This is a genomic window from Pediococcus pentosaceus ATCC 25745, assembly GCF_000014505.1.
Lineage (GTDB): Bacteria > Bacillota > Bacilli > Lactobacillales > Lactobacillaceae > Pediococcus > Pediococcus pentosaceus.
Map to the genome: position 1 here is coordinate 834837 of NC_008525.1, position 17158 is coordinate 851994.

At 36.8% G+C, this 17158-nt stretch carries 15 protein-coding genes; 14 read left to right on the forward strand and 1 reads right to left on the reverse strand.

All coding sequences use genetic code 11. From position 1 onward, the window contains the following. Positions 1-5: 5 nt before the first annotated feature. The 7 genes from fmt to PEPE_RS04055 are packed head-to-tail and all read left to right on the forward strand — an operon-like array spanning position 6 to position 6786. On the forward strand, positions 6-968 hold the full coding sequence (fmt, locus tag PEPE_RS04025; RefSeq protein WP_011673287.1) for a methionyl-tRNA formyltransferase: 963 nt from the start codon (positions 6-8) through the stop codon (positions 966-968). Continuing rightward, complete coding sequence (gene rsmB / locus PEPE_RS04030; protein ID WP_011673288.1) at positions 952-2286, forward strand: 16S rRNA (cytosine(967)-C(5))-methyltransferase RsmB; 1335 nt, start codon at positions 952-954, stop codon at positions 2284-2286. Before fmt ends, rsmB begins: the two co-directional genes overlap by 17 nt. 8 nt (positions 2287-2294) lie before the next feature. Continuing rightward, entirely contained in the window at positions 2295-3041 is a 747-nt protein-coding gene (locus tag PEPE_RS04035) for a Stp1/IreP family PP2C-type Ser/Thr phosphatase (RefSeq protein WP_002833560.1), read from the forward strand. Continuing rightward, the gene (gene pknB, locus PEPE_RS04040; RefSeq protein WP_002833561.1) at positions 3038-4561 is read left to right on the forward strand and encodes a Stk1 family PASTA domain-containing Ser/Thr kinase; all 1524 of its coding nucleotides are present in this window, start codon (positions 3038-3040) and stop codon (positions 4559-4561) included. Before PEPE_RS04035 ends, pknB begins: the two co-directional genes overlap by 4 nt. 10 nt (positions 4562-4571) lie before the next feature. Beyond that, on the forward strand, positions 4572-5501 hold the full coding sequence (gene rsgA / locus PEPE_RS04045; protein WP_011673289.1) for a ribosome small subunit-dependent GTPase A: 930 nt from the start codon (positions 4572-4574) through the stop codon (positions 5499-5501). Further along, positions 5498-6145 (forward strand): ribulose-phosphate 3-epimerase, encoded by a 648-nt coding sequence (rpe, locus tag PEPE_RS04050; protein WP_002833563.1) that lies wholly within the window; start codon positions 5498-5500, stop codon positions 6143-6145. The genes rsgA and rpe overlap by 4 nt, the downstream gene beginning before the upstream one ends. Further along, positions 6145-6786, forward strand: a complete 642-nt coding sequence (locus PEPE_RS04055) for a thiamine diphosphokinase (protein WP_011673290.1) — start codon at positions 6145-6147, stop codon at positions 6784-6786. The genes rpe and PEPE_RS04055 overlap by 1 nt, the downstream gene beginning before the upstream one ends. A 43-nt stretch (positions 6787-6829) precedes the next feature. Here the strand turns inward: PEPE_RS04055 and rpmB are convergent, their stop codons facing one another. Next, positions 6830-7015, reverse strand: coding sequence for a 50S ribosomal protein L28 (gene rpmB / locus PEPE_RS04060; RefSeq protein ID WP_011673291.1), 186 nt, complete (start codon positions 7013-7015; stop codon positions 6830-6832). A gap of 299 nt (positions 7016-7314) precedes the next feature. On the opposite strand from rpmB, the gene PEPE_RS04065 reads away from it, so the two are divergent. The 7 genes from PEPE_RS04065 to smc all read left to right on the forward strand — a co-directional run bounded on the left by PEPE_RS04065 (position 7315) and on the right by smc (position 17147). Then, positions 7315-7677, forward strand: a complete 363-nt coding sequence (locus PEPE_RS04065; RefSeq protein WP_002833566.1) for an Asp23/Gls24 family envelope stress response protein — start codon at positions 7315-7317, stop codon at positions 7675-7677. Between the two features lie 21 nt (positions 7678-7698). Continuing rightward, entirely contained in the window at positions 7699-9393 is a 1695-nt protein-coding gene (locus PEPE_RS04070; protein ID WP_041526961.1) for a DAK2 domain-containing protein, read from the forward strand. Between the two features lie 50 nt (positions 9394-9443). Beyond that, positions 9444-11471, forward strand: coding sequence for an ATP-dependent DNA helicase RecG (recG, locus tag PEPE_RS04075; RefSeq protein WP_011673293.1), 2028 nt, complete (start codon positions 9444-9446; stop codon positions 11469-11471). Positions 11472-11487: 16 nt separating this feature from the next. Next, positions 11488-12531 carry a phosphate acyltransferase PlsX gene (gene plsX / locus PEPE_RS04080; protein ID WP_011673294.1) on the forward strand — a complete coding sequence of 348 codons (1044 nt, stop codon included), beginning with the start codon at positions 11488-11490 and terminating at the stop codon, positions 12529-12531. A gap of 38 nt (positions 12532-12569) precedes the next feature. Then, complete coding sequence (acpP, locus tag PEPE_RS04085; RefSeq protein WP_002833570.1) at positions 12570-12812, forward strand: acyl carrier protein; 243 nt, start codon at positions 12570-12572, stop codon at positions 12810-12812. Between the two features lie 96 nt (positions 12813-12908). Next, a complete protein-coding gene (rnc, locus tag PEPE_RS04090; RefSeq protein WP_002833571.1) occupies positions 12909-13607 on the forward strand; it encodes a ribonuclease III in 699 nt (232 codons plus the stop codon). A 9-nt stretch (positions 13608-13616) separates the two neighbouring features. Continuing rightward, the gene (gene smc / locus PEPE_RS04095; RefSeq protein WP_011673295.1) at positions 13617-17147 is read left to right on the forward strand and encodes a chromosome segregation protein SMC; all 3531 of its coding nucleotides are present in this window, start codon (positions 13617-13619) and stop codon (positions 17145-17147) included. The last annotated feature ends 11 nt before the right edge of the window (positions 17148-17158 follow it).

A 17158-nucleotide genomic window follows, 5' to 3' on the forward strand; every position in this document is an offset into this window, starting at 1 on the left:
TAATTATGAAATCAATTATTTTTATGGGAACACCAGAATTTTCGGCGCCAATTTTGCAAAGCCTAATTGACGAGCCAAACTATGATGTGATTGGGGTAGTTACCCAACCGGATCGCAAAGTCGGGCGAAAACATGTTTTAACACCCAGTCCAGTAAAAAAAGTTGCTGTTAAAAACGATATTAAGGTTTATCAACCAGAGAAGTTAAGTGGAAGTGCTGAATTGACAGAACTAATCGCGTTAAATGCGGATTTAATTGTCACGGCCGCTTTTGGTCAATTTCTTCCAATGAGTTTGATTAACTCCGTTAAGATTGGGGCAGTCAATGTGCATGCTTCATTATTACCAAAATATCGTGGAGGAGCACCCGTGCACTATGCCATAATGAATGGCGACAAAGAAACTGGTGTTACTATTATCTATATGGTTAAAAAAATGGATGCCGGTGAAATGCTTGCTACTGCAAAAATTCCTATTACCGACCAAGATGATGTGGGAACCATGTTTGAAAAGTTAAGTCTTTTAGGGCGTGATTTATTGTTAGACACGCTACCTCAATTAATTGAAGGAAATGTTCAACCAGTTAAACAAGATGAAGAACAAGTTAGCTTTTCGCCTAATATTAGCCCCGAAGAAGAAGAAATTGATATTAATTTACCGGCCCGTCTAGTAGATGCAAAGGTCCGCGGATTACGACCTTTCCCAGTAGCCTACTTTATGATGGAAGGCAAACGAACTAAGATATGGAAAACAAAAGTAATAGATCAAACTACAGATTTAAAACCGGGTCAAGTTGTTTCAAAAACGAAGCATGAGCTCTTGGTAGCAACTGGAGAACACGGCGTAATTAGTATTGAAGAATTACAGCCAGCTGGCAAACAAAAGATGACAATTACAGACTATCTCAATGGAGTAGGTGAAAACTTACACCCAGGAAAGCAAATAATAGATAATGACAAATCAAAATAATAGTGCACGAAATTTAGCAGTTGATATTTTAGAAAAGATTGATGAAGGTTCTTTTTCCAATATTCAACTTAATCAAGATATAAAAAGTTCATCATTGATTGATATTGATAAAAATTTGTTAACAGAAATTGTATACGGAGTTTTGCAACATCGACTCACTCTTGATTTTTATTTAGCTGATTATATTAGGAAACCAGAGATGACTCCGCGCTGGGTCATTAATCTACTAAGAACAGCTGTTTTCCAAATGGAGTTTCTAGATCGCGTACCGGACTTTGCTATTTTTAATGAATCAATTGAAATTGCTAAGCTTCGGGGCAATGACGGTATCAGAAAAATGGTGACGGGTGTGCTACGCTCGTATCAGAGAAATGGTAAACCAAGTTTTGATTCGATCAAAAATCCAGTGGAAAAATTATCGACTCAATATAGCGTTGCTCCTTGGATTGTTGATCAAATGTTATACGAATTGGGTGAGGAAAAATGCATTTCAATTTTGAAGAGTATTAACCAACCGTCCCATCTTGCGGTTCGTATTAATCGTTGGAATAAAACACATGCGGATATTATTAAAGATTTAGAATATGAGTATACGGTAACGACAAGTGCAATTGCTAAAGATGGATTACGTCTTAGCAAAGGGGCTAGTATTTCTGATACAAGAAGTTATATTGATGGTGATTTGACCGTTCAAGATGAATCAGCGATGTTAGTTGCAGAAACGATGCACTTAGAGAAGGGGCAAAAAGTGCTAGATGCTTGTGCCGCTCCCGGGGGGAAGACGACCCAAATAGCCGCGATGATTGGCGAAACAGGAGAAGTAACTGGATGGGATATCTATCAAAAACGAGTGCAATTAATTCAAGATAATGCGCAAAGAATGCATCTGGAGAACGTTAAGACTGAGGTTCAGGATGCCATTGCTCCTCGTGAAGATTTAGATGAAAGTTTTGATCGAATTTTAGTAGATGCACCATGTTCGGGAATTGGTTTGATGAGAAGAAAACCAGAAATCCGTTATCTTAAGAGTAAGAAGGATAGTAGCGACCTTCATCAACTCCAATTAAAAATCTTGGATAATATTGCTAAAATGCTCAAAGTAGGTGGCGTACTAACTTATAGTACATGTACAATTTTGCGTAAAGAAAATCAAGAAACCATAGAAAAATTCCTAGCTATCCATCCTGAATTTGAACAACTCAAAGTTGAAACAGCTAAAAAAATCAAGCAAAATCGAGATGAATTGAGCCTTAATATTTATCCTGATGATTTTGAATCAGACGGCTTTTTCATCGCTAATTTAAAAAAGGTGAAGTGATTGGTGTTATGAAATATGCGTACCTATCTGATAAAGGACAAGTTCGAGAGACTAACCAAGACTATGTAGGAATTTTCAAAAATGATTCTGAAGCTATTTTAACCATTGTAGCTGACGGTGTGGGTGGCAATCGGGGCGGCGATGTAGCTTCCGAGATGGCCGTTTCACACATTGGGTATCTATTTGAAACTTCTGACGTTAATAATGTTACTGATGCTAAAAATTGGTTAATACGCCAACTTGCTCTTGAAAATCGTAAAATTTTGCAAGCATCTAAGCACTATAAAAAATTAAATGGCATGGGAACAACCATCGTTTTGGCACTCTTTTTAGGTAAGCAAGTGATTGTAGCTAATCTTGGCGACAGTCGTTGCTATTTATATAGTTCGAAAAATGGTTTGAAACAACTATCGACCGATCACTCCTTAGTGAATGAACTACTTCGTTTAGGAAAAATTACTCCTGAAGAAGCTCGTAACCATCCAGAAAAAAATGTAATTACTAAAACTTTAGGAATTTCAGAACAAGCCGAAGCTGAGATTAAAGTATTTGATATTACCAAAGAAGATGAATTGCTACTTTGCACGGACGGATTAACTAAATTTGTTTCTGATGATATGATCAAAAATGTGTTGATGAGTACGCTTAGCCTTGAAAAAAAAGCTAATCAGTTAGTAGATATGGCTAACACTGCAGGTGGAACAGATAATATTACAACTTTAATTGTTCAAGTAGAAGAGGGGGATATATTATGACCCCTAACCAAACTTTGAATGGTCGATATAAAATTATTCGACCACTTGGAGAAGGCGGAATGGCTAATGTTTATCTGGCACATGATTTAATTTTAGATCGAGATGTTGCGGTAAAACTGGTCCGTTTTGACATGCAAGATGATGTTTCAGCAATCAAACGATTCCAACGCGAAGCTTTATCGACTACAGAACTGGTTCATCCTAATATTGTCGGTGTTTATGATATTGGCGAAGAACATGGAATGAACTATTTGATTATGGAATATGTTGAAGGGCAAAATCTTAAGCAATATATCAGAGATCAGTTTCCTATACCACTTGGTCAAGTAGTTAGCCTAATGAGTCAAATTTTAAATGGTGTTCAGACGGCGCACTATCATGGGATTATTCATCGCGATTTAAAACCCCAAAATATCTTAATTGATAAACATGGAAAAGCTAAAATTACTGATTTTGGAATTGCGATTGCTAATCAACAAAGTAGTTTTACGCGAACTAATACGGTGATTGGGTCGGTACAATACCTATCGCCAGAGCAAGTACGAGGACACATTGCTACGCAACAATCGGATATTTATTCATTAGGAATTATTTTATTTGAAATGTTGACTGGAAAAGTTCCTTTTGAAGGTGAAAGTGCCGTATCAATTGCGGTAAAACATTATCAAGACCAGTTACCTTTGGTGAAGGATTTTAATACAAAAATTCCCCAGTCATTAGAAAATGTGGTTTTGAAAGCAACAGCAAAAAATCCAATTGATCGATATAAAAATGTTGCCGAGATGGCTGCTGATTTGAAGACGGTTTTACAGCCTGAACGGGCTAATGAAAGCAAATTTGTGGAAGATTCTTTGGTAGAACATACGATTGTTTTAAATCAAGATGAATTAAAGCAGGGATTAGCAAAAGATGAGGTTGAAAAAACTCGACCAATTAAGTTAAAAATGAACAATAAAATCAATTTTGCTAAGAAAGAAAAAGCACCAGATGCTGAAGAAAGTCATATGCATCGCTTTAAACGTCGTCATCCATTACGGAGAAGAGCTTTATTTATGGCAATGGCCGCGGTAGCTTTTATTTTAGGAATTTTGATTGCTTTCAAGTTGAGTAGTCCGCAAATGGTACAGGTTCCCAATTTAGAAGATTTAACTCAAAAACAAGCTATGACTAAACTATCAAAAGTGAATTTAGGAGTCGGAAAAATAACTAAAGAAGCTGATGATAAAACGAGTTATAATAAAGTGGTTGAAACGCTTCCACAAAGTGGAAAATATGTTCAAGAAGGAATCAAAGTTAACATTGTTATCAGTAAGGGACCGAACAGTTTTGATGTCGATAATTATGTTGGAAGTGATTATAGTAGCACCAAAAAGCAATTGGAAGCTAAAGGATTTACCATTAAAAAAAGAAAAATAGTTACCAATCGTTTCGATAATAATCGCATCATCTCCCAAGATGTTGTATCTGGTCAAGTGGTTGTGCCACGAGTGACAACAATTACGTTTACGGTTGCTAATTAACGGAGGACGCATGCATACTGGACAAATTATACAATTATTAGCAGGATTTTATGATGTGTTAACAGAAGACCATAAAATCGTTAGGACTCGGGCACGAGGTAATTTTCGCAATCAAAAAACTAGCCCGTTAGTGGGTGATATGGTCGATTTTAAGGAAAGTGAAAATGATACTGGATACATTACCAAAATTCATACGCGTGAAAATGAGTTGGTGCGTCCGCCATTAGCTAATATCGATCAAGCTGTAATTGTCACTGCAGCAACTGAGCCCAGCTTTTCGGCAAATTTGCTTGATCGTCAATTAGTGGCATTGGCTGAAAAACATATTGAGGCTATTTTGTATTTTTCAAAAACGGATCTTTTAAGCCCAACGGAGTTTCAAGATTTACAAAAAATTGCCGGCTACTACCAAAAAATTGGCTATCAAGTGATTTTTCCAATTAGTAGTCAACCTGATGCTGATTTAATCGAATTGAAAGAGTCATTTAAAAATCAACTAACTATTTTTATGGGACAGACTGGTGCGGGAAAATCAACGCTCTTAAATCGAATTGATTCAAAGTTGAATATTGCCACTGGAGAAGTTTCACAGGCATTAAATCGTGGTAAACACACGACGCGTAAGGTTTCTTTGATTCCCATTGAAGATGGTTTAGTGGCTGATACACCAGGTTTTTCAACTTATGCAGTTTTTGAAATGGCTGATACACAATTAAAAGAATATTTTATTGATTTTAAGAAGCTCAGCCAAAATTGTCGTTTTCGAGAATGCTTACATCTAAACGAACCGGGATGTGCAGTCAAAGCGGCAGTTGAAGACGGTAGTGTGCTAAGCAGCCGTTATGCTAATTATGAACAGTTTATCGAACTGATTCGGAATCAAAAACCTGAATATAAGCGTAAAGGTTATCAAAAAAAGGACCGGAGGAAGAAGAAATGATTAAAGTAGCCCCATCAATTTTAAGTGCAGACCCAGCTAACTTAATGGGTGATATTAATAAAGTAGAAGGAGCGGACTATCTTCACGTTGATGTGATGGATGGTAGCTTCGTACCTAACTTAAGTTTTGGACTAAATACAGTTCAAGGATTGTCAAAAGATACAGATATCAAATTAGACGTACATTTGATGATTCAAAATCCAGAAAACTATGTTGAACAATTTGTTAAAGCCGGTGCAAGTATTGTTGGTGTTCATGTTGAAAGTACTCAGCATATTGCACGAGCAATCCAAATTATCAAAAATGCTGGAGCTCGCGCTGAAGTAGTAGTTAACCCTGGAACTCCATTAACAGAATTAGAAGAACTATTACCCGAAATTGACCAAGTTTTGATTATGTCGGTTAACCCAGGTTTTGGTGGACAAAAGTTTCTTGAAAGCTCAATCAGCAAGGTTAAGCGACTATCTGCATTACGCCAAGCACGTGGATTAGAATTTGATATTGAAATTGATGGTGGGATTTCAGACAAAAATATCAAAGCGGTCTATGATGCTGGCGTAGATGTAGCCGTTGCTGGTTCATACGTTTTCGGCGCTGAAGATTACACCAAACAAGTGCAACTATTAAAGGAACTTACAAAATAATGAAAATTTTTAACTTATTAGTTGGTGGAGCTCCAGAAAATTTACCTGATAATTTAAATGATTTTGAAGGAGATTGGATTGGAGTAGATCGTGGAGCTTTAAAACTGATTGAAATGGGTTTAATACCAGAAGTAGCAGTAGGAGATTTTGATTCGGTTAACGACCAAGAGTTTAAAGAAATTGAAGCTAATGCAAAGCAAGTAATTAAACTAGATCCAGTTAAAGATGATACAGATACTGAATCAGGATTAAAATATGCTTTAGATCATGATCCTCGCGCTCATATTCGCGTTTTAGGGATTAGTGGAGGAAGATTAGACCATTTACTTGCCAATGTATTAATGGTCCTCCAAGACCGTTTTAGAATGTTTGCAGAGCAAATTGAATTAATTGATCGACAAAATAATATTAGATTTTTTAATTCTGGCAAACATACGGTCGACAAGTTGGAAGGTTTTAAATACTTATCTTTTATCCCATTAACGCAAATCGATGTTTTAACGTTAGATGATGAAAAATATGAATTACATAATGCAATGGTTTCAAATGCTCGTGCTTATGTTAGCAATGAATTTATCGATTCTAAGGCGACTGTTTACTTGAGTAACGGATTGGTAGCAGTAATTCAAAGTAAAGATTAAGACAAAATAAAAAAGATTGGTTATCAACTAACCAATCTTTTTTTTATACGCGTGTAACTTTACCTGATTTTAAAGCTCGAGCAGATACCCAAACACGTTTGGGCTTGCCGTCAACTAAGATACGAACTTTTTGTAAATTTGGCTTCCAGCTTCGGCGACTGTGGTTCAAAGCGTGTGAACGAGTATTTCCGAAGCGAGTGTGCTTACCTGTGACAAAATCTTTTGCCATGTCGAAACCCTCCTTTGTCACTTCTATATTTTTATAGAAATCTTTTTCAATCACCATAACAATTTATCATATTGCCCGCTATATTGCAATAGGAAACTTTCAAGTAATTATCCTTGACACTCAAATAATCCGTTACGTTTTTAAAAAGGTTGTCACTTAAAAAAATTTATTAGAATAAATGAGTATCCTCGGTATAATAATAATCAGTATCCAATTCAGATGTTTGCTCTTGTATTTAATGCATGTATGGGATATGGTAAAATATCGTTGGTATATATGAATACTAAGGAGGCAGGGGTATGGCTGTCAAGATAAAAACAAAAAATGGAACAATTGACGTTTCAAACGATGTAATTGCTACTGTTGTTGGCGGAGCCGCAACTGATAATTATGGGGTTGTCGGAATGGCTAGTAAAAACCAGATTCGTGACAACATAAATGAAATTCTAAAAAGAGAAAATTACGCTCGTGGAGTAGTAATTAAACAAGAAGCAAATGGGATCGCCATCGATGTTTACATTATCGTTGGATATGGTACTAAAATTTCTGAAATATCAAAAAATGTACAATCAAAAGTTAAGTACAGCCTAGAATCAATGCTTGGCATTTCTGCTAATTCGGTCAATGTTTTTGTTCAAGGTGTGAAGTTGCTCAACGATTAGGTTCGTTGAACTAGGAGGATAATGAATTTGGAAGCAATAGGAACATTGATTACTAATGAAGTTTTTGATCAGATGGTGCAAGCCAGTTCTGATCGTTTAAAAATGAATGCGGATTTTATTAATTCTTTGAACGTTTTTCCGGTACCAGATGGAGATACTGGAACAAATATGAGCCTTTCACTTGAAAGTGGTGCAAAGTATGAAAATGACGATGCTAGTTTGGAAGTAGGGCATTTAGCGGCTTCTTTAGCTAAAGGGCTCTTAATGGGAGCACGTGGTAACTCTGGGGTAATTTTATCTCAAATTTTCCGCGGATTTGCTAAGAGCGTTGAAGGTAAAGCAACGCTTAATGCTGAAGATTTAGCCGAAGCTGTCGCAGAAGGCGCAAAAACGGCTTATAAGGCGGTAATGAAGCCTACAGAAGGAACTATTCTAACAGTGGTTCGTGAAGCTGCTAAGGCAGGTAATGAGGCAATTAAAACGACTGATAGTTTAGCCGAAGTTATGGAAGCTATTGATAGTGCTGCACAAACAGCCCTTAAAAAGACGACTGATCTTCTTCCAGTTTTAAAAGAAGTAGGCGTAGTAGATTCCGGTGGTCAAGGTTTAGTATTTGTTTTTGATGCGTTTAATGACGTTTTGAATGGTAATGATATTACTGAATACAAGCATGAACCGGATGCTACTGAAGTAAATGAAATGGTAGATGCTAAACACCATCAAAGTGTACAGGGGAAAATTAATCCAGAAGATATTGAATTTGGATATTGTACTCAAATGATGGTACGAATCGGAAAAGGACTGCAAGTTACTAAGGAGTTCGATTACGATACTTTCTACAATTATCTAGCCAAGATGGGTGATTCATTACTAGTTATCAATGATGATGAAGTGGTTAAGGTACATGTTCATACCGAACATCCCGGCGAAGTTTTAGCTTGGGGCCAACAATTTGGTGATATTACCAAAATTAAAGTTGATAATATGCGTTGGCAACAAGAAGAAATCATGGAACAAGATGAAACACCAACAGCATCATCAGCCTCAAAAGAAGCGGCTCCTGAAACAGCTGTAATTGCAATTTCATCAGGTGCAGGTATCTCTAAATTATTTACTAGTTTAGGGGTAACGCATATCATTAGTGGCGGACAAACGATGAATCCAAGTACCGCTGATATCGTAGCCATGATTAATGATTCAGGCGCTAAAAAAGCGATTGTGTTGCCTAATAATAAAAATATTTTTCTAGCTGCTGAGCAGGCCGTTGAGGTAGCTGATATTCCAACTAAGATTATCCATAGCCGGACAATTTCTCAAGGAATGGCAGCAATGCTTGAGTTTAATCCAGACGTTGATTTGGAAGAAAATGCAGAAGCAATGGAATCTAACTTGAACACTGTCAAAAGTGGACAAGTAACAATTGCAGTTCGTGATACTAAGTTGGACGGACGCGAAATTCATCAAGATGATTATATGGGATTGATTGATGGTAAAATCGTTAATACCAATCCTAAATTGATGGATGCAACGGTCGAAATGGTTAAATTAATGTTAGAAGAAGATAGCGAAATCGTCACGATTATTTATGGCCAAGATGCTACTTCAGAGATGGCAGAACAATTGCAAAACGCAATTTTAGATATTGATGATGACCTTGAAGTTGAAATTCATGAAGGTGACCAGCCAGTTTACCCATTTTTAGTTTCAGTTGAATAATACTTATAGGTCGGTTATTAGCCGACCTATTTTTGATTTACGGAGGGAAAATGAAAAGCTTAACAGACTCAGTTCAAGTGCTTCCTGGAGTGGGACCTAAAAGAGTACAAGCGTTAGCCGAACTTGGTATTTCGACCATAGAAGACTTGATTACTTATTATCCATTTCGATATGAAGATTTAGCCGCTAAGGAACCTCAAAATGTCGTTGATCAACAAAAAGTGACATTTCAGGGAGTGGTTGCAACCCAGCCTACAGTAGCTCGTTTTGGGCGTCAAAAAGTCCGAGTTAACTTTCGTCTTCTAATCGGTAATGAGTCCGTTATGGTAACTTTTTTTAACCAGCCGTGGATTAAAAATCAAATTAATGCTGATGAAGAAATTGCGGTATATGGGAAATGGGATGCTAACCGACGGAGTTTAACAGGAATTAAAATTATTGATGAAGAAGCAAATCTTCAACCCGTTTATCCTGCTAACAAGCATATTCGACAAGCCACTATCCAACAATTAGCTACAGATGCAATTAACCAATATCAGGAACAAATTCAGGATGTTATTCCAGAAGAACTGATTACTAAATATCGCTTACTACATCGATTGGCAATGGTCCAAGCGCTTCATTTCCCAGCAGATGATCAAAAAACACGGGACGCCCGTCGAACTGCGATGTTTGAAGAGTTTTTAACGTTTCAAATGGGATTACAGTTGGTTAAATCACGTGAACGAATTGAAAATGGAACGGCGATTAAATATCAAATTCAATTAGTGCGCGAATTTATTCAACAGTTACCTTTCGAATTAACCGATGCACAAAAAAGAGTAACAAATGAAATTTTGGCTAATCTTAAGTCGCCCACCCATATGAACCGCCTTTTACAAGGTGATGTGGGTAGTGGTAAAACCGTAGTGGCTGCCATTGCAATGTATGCAACCTTGACGGCTGGGATGCAAGCCACATTGATGGCTCCCACTGAAATTTTAGCTGAACAGCATGCTAATAATTTAAGTCGATTCTTTGAGAAATTAGATGTTAAGATTGCATTATTAGTCGGTGGTATTCGTAAAAAAATCAGAGATGAAATGCTAGCAGAAATCAAAAATGGTGAAATTGATATTGTAGTTGGTACCCATGCCATCATCCAAGAAGATGTCCAATTTAAAAATTTAGGGCTTGGTATTATAGATGAGCAACATCGTTTTGGGGTACACCAGAGACAGCTACTACGTGAGAAGGGGGCAGCTCCTGATATATTAGCCATGACAGCTACTCCAATCCCACGAACTTTAGCTATTACTACGTATGGAGATATGGACGTGTCAATTATTGACCAAGCTCCCGCGGGTAGGAAGCCCATTATTACTAAATGGGTTAAGCGAGGGGAATGGGAAAAAGTTTTAGCCTTTATGACTAAGGAATTTGCTAATGGTCGCCAAGCCTTTATTGTGACCCCACTAATTGAAGAATCTGAAGCCATGGATTTACAAAATGCGATGGAACTTTATCAAGAATTATGTGAATTTTTTGGAGAAAAATATCCGATTGCAATTTTGCATGGTAAAATGGATGGTGCCCAAAAAGATCAGATTATGGCAGATTTCAAAGAAGGCAAATATATGGGATTAGTTTCTACCACCGTGATTGAAGTTGGGGTAGATGTTCCTAATGCTACTTTGATGGTAATTCAAGATGCAGATCGATTTGGATTAGCTCAATTACATCAGCTACGAGGGCGCGTTGGTCGTGGTCAATATCAGGCTTATTGTATTTTAGTTGCGGATCCCAAAAATGAAGTTGGAAAGCAACGTATGCAAATTATGGTAGACACCAATGATGGTTTTGAAATTTCAGAAGCGGATTTGAAAATGCGTGGTCAAGGTGATTTGTTTGGAAAACAGCAATCGGGGGTCCCTGAATTTAAAGTGGGTGATCCGGTTGTTGATTTAGGCGCTTTGCAAACTGCCCAAATTGATGCGGCTAAAATTGTAAGCCAGCCAGCGTGGGACCAAGATCCCCGTTACCAAAATTTACGACTTTACTTAGAAAATAAAATACAAATAAATAAAAGTTTAGATTAATTAAAGGAGAAGAGTTATGAAGATTGCAGTGGATGCGATGGGTGGAGATAATGCTCCAGAGGAAATTGTTAAAGGGGTAAGCGAAGCCAGAAAAGCTCTACCAGACGTTGAGTTTATCTTATATGGAAAAAAGGATGAAATTGCTAAATACATGGACGACTTTAGAAATGTTAAAGTGGTCCATACAGATGAAGTAATTACAATGGAAGATGAACCCGTTAAAGCTGTGCGTCGTAAGAAAAATTCATCAATGATTTTAGCTGCCCAAGCTGTAAAAAATGGCGATGCAGATGCAATTTTTTCGGCTGGTAACACAGGCGCCCTTTTAGCCGCTGGTTTGTTTATTATCGGACGTATTAAAGGTCTTGATCGCCCAGGAATGACAACTACTTTGCCAAGTCTTAAAGGTGAAAATGATAATTTCACTATGCTAGATGTTGGAGCTAACGCTGAAAGTAAAGCTAAAAACTTGCATGATTTTGCCATTTTAGGTAACTTTTATGGTACTAACGTCATGCATGTTACTAATCCACGAATTGCACTTTTAAATAATGGAACTGAGTACGATAAGGGAGATAAGATTCATAAAGAGGCCTACCAACTACTTAAGAATGATAGTTCACTCAATTTTGTTGGTAATATTGAATCTCGCGAATTATTAAATGGAACTGCAGATGTAGTTGTTACTGATGGTTTTACGGGAAATGCTGTTTTGAAAAACATTGAAGGGACAGCCTTATCGATGTTGAAACTAGTCAAAGAAACAATTATGAACAACGGTGTTAAAGGTAAGATGGGTGGTCTACTCCTTAAATCTGCTTTTAGCCAAATTAAAGACCAGATGGATTATTCTAAACAAGGTGGAGCCGTATTATTAGGTGTCAAAGCTCCCGTAGTTAAGGCTCACGGTTCAAGTAATGCTAACCAAGTTAAAAATGCTTTGGTACAAGTACATGAAATTGTAGATTCAAAGCTCGTTAAGAATTTAGCGGATTATTTTGAGATGCATCTTGAAAGCATCAAACAAGATGATGTAGACAAAGAAAACGAAAACAATTAAAATACTAAAGAGATTCAATAAGTAGAGGAGTCTGAAAATTGTCAAAAGAAGAAATTTTTAATAAAATTGCTGAAATTTTAGCAGATCGGTTTGAATTAAAAACCGAACAAATTACCAATACACTAAACTTTAAAGAAGATTTAAATGCTGACTCAATTGATATTGTTGAGTTCGTGTTAGAGTTAGAAGATACTTTTGGAGCTGAAATTACTGATGAAGCTGCTGAGAACCTAGTTACTGTTGGGGATGCAGTTGATTATATTAGTGAACATCAGGCTTAATTTCATATACTAAGAGAACTCGGTGATTAATCTAATTGGTCACCGAGTTATTCTTATGTGCTAAATAAATTAATAGATTTGGAAAGGAAGATATTCATGATAAAAGCCTTAGAAGATGACTTAAGTCAGACGTTTGATATTCATTTTAATAACCATGCGTTGTTAGATGAAGCTTTTACGCAAGCTTCTTATGTTAATGAACATCCACATCAAGAATTAAAATTTTACGAAAGAATCGAATTTTTAGGAGACGCTGTTTTACAACTAATTGTCTCTGAATATTTGTTTAAGCGTTATCCTGAAATGCCACAAGGAAAACTAACCCGTTTACGAGCTGCAATGGTTTGTGAAGCTAGTTTTAGTGATTTTGCCAAAGAATGTCATTTTGACCAATATATTCGTTTAGGTAAAGGAGAAGAAAAATCCGGCGCTCGCCAGCGCTCATCACTTCTTTGTGATATTTTTGAATCGTTTATTGGTGCTCTTTACCTCGATCAAGGTCGGGCAGCTGTCGAGCGTTTTGTACGAATCGTCATTTTCCCTAAATTAGACGAAGGCAAATTTGATCACATTATCGACCATAAATCAGAACTTCAAGAATTACTTCAAAAAAATGGAGACGTTGAAATTGATTATGAATTAGTTTCTGAAGAAGGACCTGAAAATGATTTAATCTTTACGGTTAGTGTTACGGCTGATCATAAAAAACTAGCAACTGGAACCGGACATTCCAAAAAGGTTGCTGAACAAAATGCGGCTAATCAGGCGCTACAACTTTTACGTAGGCCTAAATAGGTATTTTAAATGAAACTACGCACGATTGAAATCAGTGGGTTTAAATCATTTGCTGATAATACCAAGATTGAATTTAAAGATGGTATTACTGGAATTGTTGGTCCAAACGGTTCGGGGAAAAGTAATATTATCGAAGCTATTCGATGGGTGATGGGGGAAACCTCTGCTAAAAGTTTACGTGGTGGCAAGATGCCTGACGTCATTTTTTCAGGTACCGAAAAACGCAAACCCCTTTCAAGAGCATCCGTAACAATTATATTTGACAATTCGGATCACTTTCTAGATTCTAAATTTGATGAAGTAATGATTAGCCGTCGACTTTTTCGAAATGGAGAAAGTCAATATGAATTGAATCGCCAAGAATGCCGGTTAAAAGATATTTTGAATTTATTTATTGATACAGGGTTAGGTCGTGAATCTTTCTCCGTTATTTCTCAAGGGCGTGTTGAATCAATCTTCAATAGTAAGCCCGAAGATCGTCGAGCAATTATTGAAGAGGCGGCGGGAGTTTTAGAGTATAAACAGGATAAAAAACGTGCTGAAAATGAACTAGAAAAAACTAGTGGTTATCTAGAACGGGTTAATGATTTAATTATCGAGCTGGAAAAACAAGTTCAACCTTTAGAGGAACAGGCAACCGTCGCTAAAGATTATGTACAACAAAAGCGTCGCTTTGACATTTTAGATCAGACGAAATTGGTTCGAACCATTAACAGTAATTCTGAAGCTCAAAAGCAATTAGCTGTCCAGCGTCAAGAACAAAAAGAACAGCTCGCCCAATTACGGATAAAATCGGAAGCTTTAGCTGACCAACGAGAAAAAATTAAAAAAGTAATAAGTGAACAAAATCATCAAAAAGATCAGTTGCAAATTAAATTGGTCAAATTAAATCGACTAGAGCAACAATTAGAAGGCGAACATGATTTACGGGTGGAACGGCAAAAATATGTAGATCAAGAAAAAGAACGTTTAGTAAGCGAGCAACAAGTATTAAAAAAACAACTTGTCGAAAAAAAAGCGTCTTTAGAAGCTGCCCAAGGCCAACTAGCAGCTGTGCAACAGAAGTTAACTAACACTAAGCAATCTTTGAAAGTGTTAGAAAGTGACCACCTTGAACAACAAAAAGAAGCTTTAAAGCGTGAAATTGAAGATTTGCGGGCAGAATATGTTGATCAATTACAGGCATTGACTTCATTAAAAAACCAATATAATTTTAATCAACAAGATCGTGAACGCGATCAACAACAAAGACAAAAAATCCAACTTACGATGGATACGTTGAATGAACAAATTAAGCAACGAAAAACCGAATGTGAAAATTTGGAGCATCAACTACTTACTTTAAAAGATGCAAATAATGTTCAACAAGAGCGAATTACTAAACTGACTAAGCAACGGGATCGACTTCAAGCCCAATATGAAAAGGAACGGCAGCAGTGGTTAGATGGTTCCAACGTTGCTCATCGGGCGGAAAGCAAATTAGAAGCTCTTTTAAATTTGAAAAACGAATATACTGGGTTTTATCAAGGTGTTCGAGCAGTTCTTCAGCAAAAAGCACAATTTAGAGGAATCGTAGGCCCTGTTTCAGAAGTAATGAACGTTCCAGCTGAATATACGGTAGCTATCGAAACGGCGCTTGGTAACCAAGTTCAAAATGTGGTAGTAGACACGGATCAAACAGCTAAGTCGATTATTGAATATTTGAAAAAAAATCGTTTAGGCCGAGTAACCTTCTTACCTAAGAATGCTCTTAGTCAGCGTTCCATTAGAGAAGACACTTTACAAAAGGTAAAAAAAATGCCAGGTTTTGTTGGTGTTGCAGCTGATTTAGTCAAAGTAAAAGATGATAATCAAGTTATTAGCCAATATTTATTAGGAACAACTCTAATTGTGGATACGTTGCAAAACGCTTTAATAATTTCTAAGCAGATTAGCCGCCATAATCGAATTATTACGCTGGCTGGTGATGTAATTGGAATTGGAGGAACGATGACTGGTGGAGCTACTAAAGGCAACCGAACGGGGGTGCTCCAGCAAGACCAAGAACTTAAAAAGTTACAAGTACAAGTAACTGCGATGAAAACCAAGCTAGCTTCTAAAGAAACAGAAGTTCAAAAAATTCTAGAACAAGGACAAGCAATTCAATCTGAGTTAAAGCAAGCACTTGAAGAACAACATCAAGCTGAACAAAAGAGCTCAGAATTAAGTAATCAAGTTAGCTTAGAAAATGATCGACTAACGGAATTACAACGGCGACTTAAGGCAACACGTTTTGAGCTATCACAGATTGACGATAATGAAAATCAACAAAATGATTTGCCTGCTCAAATTGCGAACTTACAACAAGAAGTACAACAAATTAAAGAAAATACAACGGCTAAACAAGATGAACTTGCCCTTTTAGATGACGATGTTGATGAACGTCAAAATCGGATTTCAGAACTTCGAATTGAATTGGCTAGACTTAAGGAACAAACTTCACAACATCAACACGAAGTGAATACATTACAGACTACAATTAACGATGTGTTAGAACGAAATGATGAAATTAAAATTAAAATTCAGCAATTGGATGAGGAACTAATTCCAGAAAATGATCTAAAACACTTAGATATTGATGATATTAGGAATCAATTAGCTGAACAGAACCAATTATCAGCGCAACTGCAAAATAATTTTGAACAAAATCAAGTTCAGCAAGATCGCATTATTGCCGATTATGAGATTACTCAGCGACAATTACATCAAGCTGAATCGCAATTAAAGGAAATCGAAGGTTCACTCACATTAGTTCAAAGTAGAATTGAAATGGCCATTGATAAGTTAACTCAAGAATATGAACAGACTTTTGAAAGTGTGCAAAATGTGATTATTCAAAATATTGAGGATGAATCTTTAGAACGAGAGTTGAAGCTGCTTCGTAGAGGTTTAAACGAATTGGGTACGGTCAATCTCGGAGCAATTGAGGAATATGATCGGGTTTCAACCCGTTATAATTTCTTAAGAGATCAAAAGAATGATCTGGCAGATTCTAAAGCTCAACTTGAACAGTCTATTGCTGAAATTGATCAAGAGGCTGGACAAAGATTTAAACAAACTTTTGATCAAGTTGCAGAAGAATTTAGCTCAGTTTTTGTTAAAATGTTTGGAGGAGGTAAAGCCGAATTAGAGTTAACCGATCCGGATAACCTCTTGACAACTGGTATTGAAATTAAGGCTCAGCCACCGGGGAAGAAATTACAACGACTTAGTTTACTTTCAGGTGGGGAGAAATCGTTGACAGCAATTACGTTGTTGTTTGCAATTTTACAAGTTAAACCTGTTCCGTTTTGTATTTTAGATGAAGTTGAAGCAGCGTTTGATGATGCGAATGTAGAACGTTTTGCTAAGTATCTTAAGAATTTTCAAGGTACAACCCAATTTATTGTAATTACACATCGTAAAGGTACGATGATGGAAGCCGACGTTTTGTATGGTGTTACAATGCAGGAATCAGGAGTTTCAAAAATGGTATCTGTTTCAATGGATGAGGCGGAATAAAGAAAGCAGGT

Bases quoted from the DNA above. Each gene is read 5' to 3' on its own strand.
- plsX (WP_011673294.1), top strand. From the start codon at position 11,488: ATGAAGATTGCAGTGGATGCGATGGGTGGAGATAATGCTCCAGAGGAA.
- PEPE_RS04055 (WP_011673290.1), top strand. From the start codon at position 6,145: ATGAAAATTTTTAACTTATTAGTTGGTGGAGCTCCAGAAAATTTACCT.
- rsmB (WP_011673288.1), top strand. From the start codon at position 952: ATGACAAATCAAAATAATAGTGCACGAAATTTAGCAGTTGATATTTTA.
- rpe (WP_002833563.1), top strand. From the start codon at position 5,498: ATGATTAAAGTAGCCCCATCAATTTTAAGTGCAGACCCAGCTAACTTA.
- fmt (WP_011673287.1), top strand. From the start codon at position 6: ATGAAATCAATTATTTTTATGGGAACACCAGAATTTTCGGCGCCAATT.
- PEPE_RS04070 (WP_041526961.1), top strand. From the start codon at position 7,699: ATGAATTTGGAAGCAATAGGAACATTGATTACTAATGAAGTTTTTGAT.
- PEPE_RS04035 (WP_002833560.1), top strand. From the start codon at position 2,295: ATGAAATATGCGTACCTATCTGATAAAGGACAAGTTCGAGAGACTAAC.
- PEPE_RS04065 (WP_002833566.1), top strand. From the start codon at position 7,315: ATGGCTGTCAAGATAAAAACAAAAAATGGAACAATTGACGTTTCAAAC.
- recG (WP_011673293.1), top strand. From the start codon at position 9,444: ATGAAAAGCTTAACAGACTCAGTTCAAGTGCTTCCTGGAGTGGGACCT.
- smc (WP_011673295.1), top strand. From the start codon at position 13,617: ATGAAACTACGCACGATTGAAATCAGTGGGTTTAAATCATTTGCTGAT.
- pknB (WP_002833561.1), top strand. From the start codon at position 3,038: ATGACCCCTAACCAAACTTTGAATGGTCGATATAAAATTATTCGACCA.
- rpmB (WP_011673291.1), bottom strand. From the start codon at position 7,015: ATGGCAAAAGATTTTGTCACAGGTAAGCACACTCGCTTCGGAAATACT.
- rnc (WP_002833571.1), top strand. From the start codon at position 12,909: ATGATAAAAGCCTTAGAAGATGACTTAAGTCAGACGTTTGATATTCAT.
- rsgA (WP_011673289.1), top strand. From the start codon at position 4,572: ATGCATACTGGACAAATTATACAATTATTAGCAGGATTTTATGATGTG.